This window comes from Serratia ureilytica, assembly GCF_013375155.1.
GTDB lineage: Bacteria > Pseudomonadota > Gammaproteobacteria > Enterobacterales > Enterobacteriaceae > Serratia > Serratia ureilytica.
On record NZ_JABXOF010000015.1, the window covers coordinates 75,226 to 84,462 of the forward strand.

A 9,237-nucleotide genomic window follows, 5' to 3' on the forward strand; every position below is an offset into this window, starting at 1 on the left:
ACTGAGCCCGGCGTAACAGGGAATATTAGTGATCCTGTCGTATACACTCACGAAGGGATCTCATTGAGTCGTGCTCCTAATTAGCACTGACTCCATGGCTTCTTTTATGTCATTAAGTCTTACGGGCTTTGTTAAGATCTCAACGTCTTTAATAGGGCTTTCGCTCGTATATGCACTGATGAAAATGAATGGCGTATTTTTATTTGGCCCTTTATTCTCTTTGACTCTTTTATATAAGTCATCACCTGTCATTATAGGCATCTGCAGATCGCTCAAAACAAGATCGAAGGATTTCCTATATAATTTCTCCAAAGCCCTTTCTGGGGATGTCGTATACTCTACTGAGAACTCACTTTGAAGAATTGACACCAATGATTCACAGGCCATTTCATTATCATCGATAATTAAAACCCTGATCCCTTTGGCTGAAAAAGTGATGTTATCCATATCGGTGGGAATGATCGTTTCTTCATGCTTTGAAATCTCAATGGGTAATGAAACAGTGAATGTGCTCCCTTTGCCCATCTCACTTTCTACATCAATAGTCCCGTTCATGGCTTTAACAACACCGTGGACAATGGCCAATCCCATCCCAAAGCCGGGAACCTTGTTATCGCCGCCAACCCGGATGAAGGGAAAGAAGATTGTATCAATTTTATCTTTCGGAATACCCCGGCCCGTGTCTCTTACCGTAATGACCAGTCTGGACTTGTCGCGGATGACTGCGCTTATCTGAACCTTTCCATTCTCAGTGTATTTTATAGCATTGGTGACAATGTTCTCTATGATTTGCATAATCCTGGAGGGATCGCTTTTTACATATATATTTTCAATTTCATCTATGCTTACATTGATGTTTTTCTTGTTCAAAATAGTGATGCTTTGCTCAACAGTATCATTCACGAGCTTATGTAAGTTGAATGATGATATTTTTATTTCAACATTGCCATTGTCTACTTTGGCAAACTCAGCGAGGTCTTTCATCTGACGTTCCATTTTCATGGCAGCATTCTCTAATCGCTCAAAGTGAGAGAATGTTGCGACGTCTTTTTGCTGGGTGATCACCTCCACCGATGAGATTATTGCCTGTAGTGAAGTTCTCAATTCGTGACCTAATACACCAAGGAATGCATTCTTGTTGTTAAATGATTTCTTCTCGGACTCCAGCTGCTTGTTAATGGATTTTACCTGCCGATATGAAACGAAAAGCATTAATGAAAAAATAACGTACAGGATGGCAATGGGAAACCGCATCGAATTGGCTTTGTTAATATAATCCTGCTGTATAATGTCTCTTTGCCTGACTTCAGCATGGTCCGAGATAACGATGAGCTCTTTGTTGTCCAGACCTATTAACTCAATGATTTCAAGAAGGTTTGAGTAGTTCGTGTTTTTCTTTTTTAATTCGATATCGATTTTCTCAAGGTTTGAATGTATTTGTTCAACCGTTCTAGCATACCCGGCTTCGTCATATAAATATCTGGTCGATATACTTTTATGGAGCAGTACATTAGAGCTTGAGAAAAGAATATCCAATTCTTTTTGCAACTCGTCTTTGTCATCGATCCCTAGCCGTAACTGGTGTTCAATTTTGGCATTGAATCCAGCTAGTCGGATAGCAAACTTTGCAATTGCCCAGGCATAGTTTTCTTGTGGACCCGCTGAGTTAATATTATGGCGCGTGGAAAAGTATTGCTCATACATCCACACAAACCCACCTGTTAGCACCAGGAAAACCAATAAGTACTGAATGATGAGCTTTTTTAGTTTCATTTATCTAGTACCGTTATGCCGCTGACCTGCCAGATATGACGAGCTTGATAAACGGGCGTATTGAGTTTACCGTAAAACTTGTCCATCGGGTAAATGACGAAGTACGGGCCAAAGTCTCTAACTTTCAATGGTTTTCCATCCATTTTGTTTGCCAGCAGCATATCGAATTCCTCGACGTCAGAGACCGGAATGTCAACCCAGTAATCATTTAATGCCCTCATTCTTAAAGTTTTCCCACGTGCGCCGACAACATTTAACAAGTCTTTGAATTTTACACCTTCGAAATCCACGACGTGACCCAACTCAGTCCATGATGTTGTTGTTTTTATGTGGTGTTTTTCCAGTGTATTAAATTCCGCCGCTGTCAATACGTATCCTGCTCCATAATTTCTGTGAGTTATATCTCCGTCAATATAGATATCTCCTGTTTTCGAGAAAGAAGGGAGGGAAATGAATAAAGTAACTAAGCAGAATATTCTTGATAACATCAATTTATGCATAATAAACCTCAAACTCCTTATTGATTAAGTCAAGTAAGCGTACATTCTCACTGTTATGAACGCCCTCTGTTTCATTATTTCCTATGTAAATGGATTTGCAGTTTTTATAGTATAAGCTACGAAGATCAGGTTTCACTGTGGTGAATATACACGTGGTGGGCGTGTTAAATCCTGCGCCAACGTGTAAGGCTGCTGAGTCACACGTGTAAAGATGCTTCGCATTTTTAATGATGGAGGCGAAGGAAGCGGTGTTTTTTGATAATACTGTGATATTCGTATAGTTTTCATGGCTGATTTCACTGAAACCAAGGACTTTAACTCTGAATCTTCCACTCAGATAAGAGATGATATTCCTGTGGTATCGCGTGGGGATGCTTCTTATCTTTGTGCTTGCATAAGGACAGAAGAGTACATACTCACCAAGGTTCAGATCTTCAATGGGCGAGTACCTGAGCCAGGCATTACTTTTTAATGAGGTTGAAACCTGGCTGTGCTCGACACCCAGATTCCTTAAAAAGAAATCGTGCATCTCCAATGTATCAAAATCTTTCCAGTACAACTGATTCCCTATATCTATAACGAGGTCTGCGTCTGAAAAACTGGTAATGTCAAACGGCATATAGGAAATGTCATCTATAATATGCTTCGCGAGCGTATAAATTTCGTTAACATAGTCAGGACAATTTTCGGGGCGAATGACTCTGATTACAATTTTTGGATTGATTTTCTTTATTGCATGTAGCGCAGATATTCCAACAACTGAGTCACCTAGCGTTACGCCTAACCCATTGATGACAGTCAGGCTTTTGACCTTTGAATAGTCTACGGAAACTTCATTGATTGAGTTATTGAAAATCGTAGGGTTGTTCAGTGGGGAAAGATCACCACTGGGGTTTTCTTTACTCACTCCATAGGGCGATACGATGTATCTTCCGTCAAGCAATAGACTGCCTGTATACGTCAACAAATAATCATCCATAATCATTCACTCAGGGAAATGTTTATCCACCAATGACTTTATTACACTGGCTTTGATAGGTTTCTCGTGAGGGCCAGTGATATCATAATCATTTATTGCGCTGGCGATCTCACTATCTACAATCCCAGGCAGTTGCCCGGTAAGAACCAGTATCATGGCATTATTATTCTCTGTCTTCCTTATCTCTTTTATCGTGTTGAAAGCGGTTTTTTCCCCAACGACCCAATCCAGGATGTAGGCATCATAAGGGGTGTTTATCAGACGTTCTTCTAATGACTCAATGTCATAAAATGCATCAACGAGATATTCATTATTGGCAATTATTTCCTTGAGACTGTCTACAATATTTTTGTCATCATCAAGAATTGCGATTCGGTGTTTTTTTAGACTTTGTTTTTGAGGGTATAGTTGAATTATATCAATGTTGCGCTTCGACTCAAACAATACATCGTCCTTTATATCGTTAGTGTGAAAAACAACCCATTCATCGTTGATTTTCACGGCTGAGTATTCAGTTGCATCATTGTTTTTTACTTCAGATAAATATATTTTGCATTTAACATGGGTCTTGCCATCATTCCAGACGGCATCATGTACTTCATTTATTGAATAATTATAGATGTCGAAGAAGTCACTCGTTGTCATACCGATAGAGTCAACTACTTTAACCAGTTGCGATACCTCCCAGTTTGAGGCGCCGCTCATCTTTTTCTGTGCTGCAGCTATGGTGATCTCCAGAACACGCGGCTGGTGTGGCTAATATGCTTTTGTTTTGGAATGCCTTTCATCGTCATCGCTTTGGCAATGACTTCCCCCAGGGCAGTTTTATTGTTGATTGCCATCTCCCACCTTCAGCCTGTTTCGGTTTAAAAAACAGTCATCATTGTACACTCAAAGTTGTTTTTTTCAATAAAGCCGCACTCTGCAATGTCTCAAAATGATTTAAGTAATCGCTATAGTGTCATTTTTGTTGACATGGAGTCATCTTGGTTGTTAAAAAGAAGCCTGAGTGTGGAGGCTCGCGGTGCTTAACTGAGGCTTCTAAGCGTTATGTTCATCTCCTTTTGGAAGAGCATAACGCTCAGGTGATGCTATAGCGCACAACACCAGAGAAAGCGCCCACTCAACGTTTGGGAAAAAACAAACGATGCGGAGGGATGCGCAAAAATCTTGAGGGTGGACTTTTCATACGTGGATGCAACTTTTGAATCGTCGAAACACCCCGTAATAAAGTCACCTGATATTTGTTGTTCTTGGCACCAGGGAAACCTGATAAAAACATTATAAAACAATAAATTGTTAGCTTTGGGGTTGCCTTCGGAGGTATAGGCTTCCCTACTGTTTTTGCCCTAAGAGACTCCAGCAATGAGGGGTTGATAGCTGTCTATCAACCTGAAAACGGCTGACTGCGGGAATCTATTTCTTTCGGGAAAAGGTTTTTCTGTGGTACTGGCCGTACTGACCTGCGCAGGATAAGCGCCGGTCAAGTTTTACGGAGTGCTGCTTATGTCTTATTGTGATACACCTGAACAGGCCGCCATCATTGGTTGGTCCGGTCACCGCCTGGTGGTCAGGGCGTTTGCCGGCACTGGTAAAACGTCTACATTGGTCCGTTTTGCCCAGGCAAACCCGGATTGCAGAATGCTTTATCTTGCCTATAACCGTGCAGTCAGGGATGAGGCTGAGCAAAAATTCCCGTTTAACGTTGAATGTAAAACGTCGCATCAGCTGGCCTGGCCTAACTTCGGGCGCCATTATCAGCGGCGGTTGACAGCTAACCTGCGGATCACTGACGTTGCTCGCCAACTCAATACCCGCTATTGGCCGCTGGCACGCACATCTATCACGACCTTTAACACTTTCCTCTGCAGTGGGGATGGCGAATTGGGTTTGCAACACTTGCCTGATGAAGACTCACGCAGTGGTTTGTCGCCCGATAAAATCCTGGCAGCGGCGCAATTGCTCTGGCGCGAGTCTGCACGCCAGGACGGTACTTTCCCTGTCACCCATGACGTTTACCTCAAGCTGTATCAGCTCTCTCAGCCCGATCTTTCCAAACGCTGGCAGACGCTCCTGTTTGACGAGGGGCAAGACGCGAATCCGGTGACGCAGTCACTGGTACTGGCGCAGTGCTGTGATGTGGTATTGGTCGGCGACCGGCATCAACAAATCTACCGATTCCGTGGTGCGGAAAATGCCCTAGATGCTCCTGAGTTGGCCGATGCGGACCAACTTTACCTGACTCACAGTTTCCGTTTTGGACCTGCCGTGGCCCAGGTGGCCAATATGCTGCTTGCCCGGCAAGGCGAAACGATGTCTGTGGTCGGGGAGGGGGGAAACGACAGGGTTGTGGGGGGCATACCTGATGACGTGAAGGGGCAGCCTGTTGCCATATTGAGCCGAACGGTGGCGGGGGTCATCGGCGCTGCGCTGGATGCCAGCCTGGCCGGCAAGAAGGTGTACTGGGTTGGAGGTATCACCGGCTACAAAACGGAAGAACTGGAAGATCTGTACTGGTTTTCGGCGGACATGCCTGAGCGAATGCAGTCCCCGCGGCTGGCGCGAGAATACCGCAACTTTGAGGAGTTTGAGTCGGTTGCCAGAGCAACCCGGGATGTTGAAATGAACCAAGGCCTGCGGTTACTCGAACAGTACTTCCCGCTGCCACAAAAGCTGCAGGTGATGCGCGAGCATGCAGTGACTGATGAACGCCAGGCTCAGGTAACCGTTTCGACCGCGCATCGAAGCAAAGGGCTGGAGTGGCCTGTGGTGGTGTTGAATCATGATTTTGCCGATATCACAGATCCTCTGATGGCCGACAGCGAACGTACCGATGAAACCAACCTGCTGTATGTCGCTGTGACCCGGGCCCGGCAAACGCTGGTACTGAATGAATTGCTCCAGATGTTGATGGACAACGAGGGTAATGATATCGCCGGAGGCCTGGCATGCTGAAGGCTATCAAAGAACTGCTGGTTGGAACCCGGGTTATGTCGGCAAATCCAACGGCAAGCATTTCAGCCTCTCAATGTCCTGTAGGTTATTTTATGCCGGTATCCGCAGAGCAGCTTTTGAGCACGGCCTCTCGTCAGCAGTGTTTACAGCAGCTGTGGGAGAACAGCGCACTGCCCAAAGATCTCTATGAACATTTCTATCTGCAACCCTTGAAGCAGCTTGTTTCGCAGATGCAGGTACTTCCGGCCGCATCCCAGGGGGAGTATGCCAGGGAAGGAGGGCTGGTCGATGTTACCCTGCAGACGACGACGTACGCGGTTCGACTGGCCAAGGGGCACATGTTGCCCCCAGGAGCCGCGCCTGAAGAACAATCCGCCCAGAATGTGCAGTGGAATGTTGTGGTGTTTTATGCAGCGCTCTGGCACTACCTGCCGCTGTTGAGCCAGCTGCAGGGTGAGCTCCAAAGTGGCCGAGCCTGGTTACCTGGTTTGACGGTGCCGGGTGAACCTTACCGTTTTCGCTTCAGAGCCACCCCGTTAGCCCCGACTCTGGCCAGCAGTCAGAGCGCAATGATTGCGGCACGACTGCTGACTGAAGAGCTTATTGAATGGTTGTCAACACTACCGGCGGCGATACATTCGTTGATGACGATTACGTCCAGGCAACCGAGCACATTACCTGCAATTGACGACATTACTCTGGAGGCGGCCAAACTGGCTCGTGGCGATGGTTTGTCCGTATCGCATTTGCCGATATCCAACTCCGACACATTGGCAATAGCCTTACCGTCAGTGGCGCCGGCGACAGAAAGTATCACTTCTTCAGTACCCGAGACTGATTTGCAAAGCGCAGTCAGCAGTATCCGTCCCACTCTCGCTCAGGAGCAAGTGTCGGCAGAGACATTAGATCAGCCCAACGAAAATGCACCGTTAGTCACGGAAGTGTTACTTAGCTCGGCCCTGGATGCGCCGGCCAACAACAAGCCCTTGGCTGAGATTGTTCTGGCACCAGAAACGGTGGCTGGTGTAGAAGAAGATATGCAGGCTCTGTTGTCTTTAATGGCGGTTGAGATGTCTGCTCCGGGGAACCGGTCTGAACAGGAACTCGGGGACGCCCCTCACGAAGATGAAGGCCCACTTCTTGCCGATAATCCTGCGCTTACTGCTGAAGTGACTCAGGCAGTTGAAGCTGCAGAACTAAACCAGGAGTCAGACGCCATTGATGATATCGCTCCGGAAGCGGCATTTTCAACTCCCGAATTTTGTGTCCCTCAAACTACAGATCTCGCTTCTTCGCAATCACAGAAACTGAGTATTGAAGGCGATGAGGGGATAACTCGCGGAGAAGTCTTTTGGCGTTGGTTAGTCGATGGGCTCAATTCTAATCAGATCCTCATCAACACTGTAGAGGCGAGGGTTCATCTTGTTTCTGGTTTTGTTTTTATCACTGTGCCTGGAATTTTTTATTTGTATTTGAAGCAGTTTGGTTTGGATGGTTCTAAACGAGAGGCTCTCCAGGAGGATTTTGAACGTCTGGATATACATCGACGAATAAAGGGTAAGCGATTTTATTTTGCTCACCTGTATGAAACATCAGAACATACAGGAGCATTTAAACGAACCAAAGGTTACCTCGTTAAAGCAAGTTTGCTCTATCGAGGGGGGAACCTACCTGACGACAGTCCGGTGCTGGTGATCCCTTAACAGGGATTAATCGTGTCTTGCGGTCATATTAAGTTCGCAGGACTTCTATTTATGCTAGGGAGATATCATGCATATACCACGTGTAATGGATTGGGAAACTTTGCTCGAAGAGTATTTTTTCTCAAAGGCGTTACGTCCAGAAACTGAAAAAAGTTATCGTCGCGTAGTCGCCGTTTTCAGGAAATTTATTGGATATGACACGTTACCGGATGAAGTTACGAACCGAGAGCTGATTTTGTGGCGTAGAGATATGCTGGGAAGGGGGATTACCACGAGTACCTGGAATAATAAGGCTCGCCATTTGCGTGCGATTTACAATCAGGGAATAAAGAAAAAATGGTTAAATATAGAGGAGAACCCCTTAAACGAAACGCAAGTACCACCGGGTAGTAAGCGTAAAAAAATATTGAATCGTGATCAGTTGGTCAGGATTAATCTGGTGTTAGAGCAATTTGAAGAGCGCGAAAAACGTCAAGTGGGCAAAAGCCGCTCATGTGCTCTCTTTCCTGTTTGGTATTGGCGGACAGTTATCGATATTTTGCGTTCGACGGGGATGAGACAAAACCAGTTATTGCATATACGACTGATGGACATTGATCTTGAGGCAAACTCGATGTTGCTGTGTAAAGAAGGGAGTAAAACGCATCGCGAGTGGTTAGTTCCTATCGTCACTTTTGTCCGGGACCGCATGCGAATACTTGTTGAGCGCGCAATAGAACAGGGGGCCGAACCAGCTGATTACCTGTTCGATGTGGCGCGATTCTTGGCGCCATTGGGTGAGGTTGACTCCGAGCCGGCAATACAACCTGTTCGCTCGTTTTTCACCAGACTAACAAAAGAGTGTGGTTTTAAGGTTAGCCCACATCGGTTCAGGCATACCCTGGCGACTGAGATGATGAAGTCACCTGATCGTAATTTGGCAATGGTTAAAGGTCTGCTGGGACACCGGAGTGTCAGTACAACGATGGAGTATGTTGAGCTGGATTTGAAGATTACAGGTCAAGCACTTGAGAATGAATTGTCACTGTATATGGATGTCGCGCCCAACGGTAAAGAAGGGCTCAGACACGCCTTGACATAACTTTAACAAGCTGTAAAAATCACCAGTGATCGAGAAAAGGACGCCTGCGCTGACACACAGGCATCCCTTTTAAGAGGAACCTAGTTATTAACATCGAGTGTGCAAATTCGAAAAATACTGCGATATCAACCTGCTAGTTCCTTTGTTCCGCCCGTTAAAGGGATTACCTCTAACCAGCGTGCTTTCATGCAGAATAAGTGGTGCCCGGACTCGGAATCGAACCAAGGACACGGGGATTTTCAATCC

General features: G+C 45.7%; 7 protein-coding genes. 3 read left to right on the top strand and 4 right to left on the bottom strand.

Annotated elements, in window-relative coordinates:
- Window positions 1–60: 60 nt before the first annotated feature.
- The 4 genes from HWW83_RS23440 to HWW83_RS23455 are packed head-to-tail and all read right to left on the bottom strand — an operon-like array spanning window position 61 to window position 3,957.
- Window positions 61–1,773: an ATP-binding response regulator gene (locus HWW83_RS23440; RefSeq protein WP_176589622.1), complete on the bottom strand. Its 1,713-nt coding sequence runs from the start codon at window positions 1,771–1,773 to the stop codon at window positions 61–63.
- A complete protein-coding gene (locus tag HWW83_RS23445) occupies window positions 1,770–2,273 on the bottom strand; it encodes a putative pterin-binding protein (protein ID WP_176589623.1) in 504 nt (167 codons plus the stop codon). Before HWW83_RS23445 ends, HWW83_RS23440 begins: the two co-directional genes overlap by 4 nt.
- Window positions 2,266–3,252, bottom strand: a complete 987-nt coding sequence (locus HWW83_RS23450) for a glycosyltransferase family 9 protein (RefSeq protein ID WP_176589624.1) — start codon at window positions 3,250–3,252, stop codon at window positions 2,266–2,268. Before HWW83_RS23450 ends, HWW83_RS23445 begins: the two co-directional genes overlap by 8 nt.
- A gap of 6 nt (window positions 3,253–3,258) precedes the next feature.
- The gene (locus HWW83_RS23455; RefSeq protein ID WP_255326670.1) at window positions 3,259–3,957 is read right to left on the bottom strand and encodes a response regulator; all 699 of its coding nucleotides are present in this window, start codon (window positions 3,955–3,957) and stop codon (window positions 3,259–3,261) included.
- A gap of 801 nt (window positions 3,958–4,758) precedes the next feature.
- Here HWW83_RS23455 and HWW83_RS23460 point away from each other — a divergent pair.
- From HWW83_RS23460 to HWW83_RS23470, 3 genes are all read left to right on the top strand, one after another.
- Window positions 4,759–6,207, top strand: coding sequence for a UvrD-helicase domain-containing protein (locus HWW83_RS23460; protein WP_176589625.1), 1,449 nt, complete (start codon window positions 4,759–4,761; stop codon window positions 6,205–6,207).
- Window positions 6,201–7,910: a TraI domain-containing protein gene (locus HWW83_RS23465; protein WP_176589626.1), complete on the top strand. Its 1,710-nt coding sequence runs from the start codon at window positions 6,201–6,203 to the stop codon at window positions 7,908–7,910. The genes HWW83_RS23460 and HWW83_RS23465 overlap by 7 nt, the downstream gene beginning before the upstream one ends.
- Window positions 7,911–7,977: 67 nt before the next feature.
- Window positions 7,978–8,991, top strand: coding sequence for a tyrosine-type recombinase/integrase (locus tag HWW83_RS23470; RefSeq protein WP_176589627.1), 1,014 nt, complete (start codon window positions 7,978–7,980; stop codon window positions 8,989–8,991).
- The last annotated feature ends 246 nt before the right edge of the window (window positions 8,992–9,237 follow it).

Bases quoted from the DNA above. Each gene is read 5' to 3' on its own strand.
- HWW83_RS23440 (WP_176589622.1), bottom strand. From the start codon at position 1,773: ATGAAACTAAAAAAGCTCATCATTCAGTACTTATTGGTTTTCCTGGTG.
- HWW83_RS23445 (WP_176589623.1), bottom strand. From the start codon at position 2,273: ATGCATAAATTGATGTTATCAAGAATATTCTGCTTAGTTACTTTATTC.
- HWW83_RS23450 (WP_176589624.1), bottom strand. From the start codon at position 3,252: ATGGATGATTATTTGTTGACGTATACAGGCAGTCTATTGCTTGACGGA.
- HWW83_RS23455 (WP_255326670.1), bottom strand. From the start codon at position 3,957: ATGAGCGGCGCCTCAAACTGGGAGGTATCGCAACTGGTTAAAGTAGTT.
- HWW83_RS23460 (WP_176589625.1), top strand. From the start codon at position 4,759: ATGTCTTATTGTGATACACCTGAACAGGCCGCCATCATTGGTTGGTCC.
- HWW83_RS23465 (WP_176589626.1), top strand. From the start codon at position 6,201: ATGCTGAAGGCTATCAAAGAACTGCTGGTTGGAACCCGGGTTATGTCG.
- HWW83_RS23470 (WP_176589627.1), top strand. From the start codon at position 7,978: ATGCATATACCACGTGTAATGGATTGGGAAACTTTGCTCGAAGAGTAT.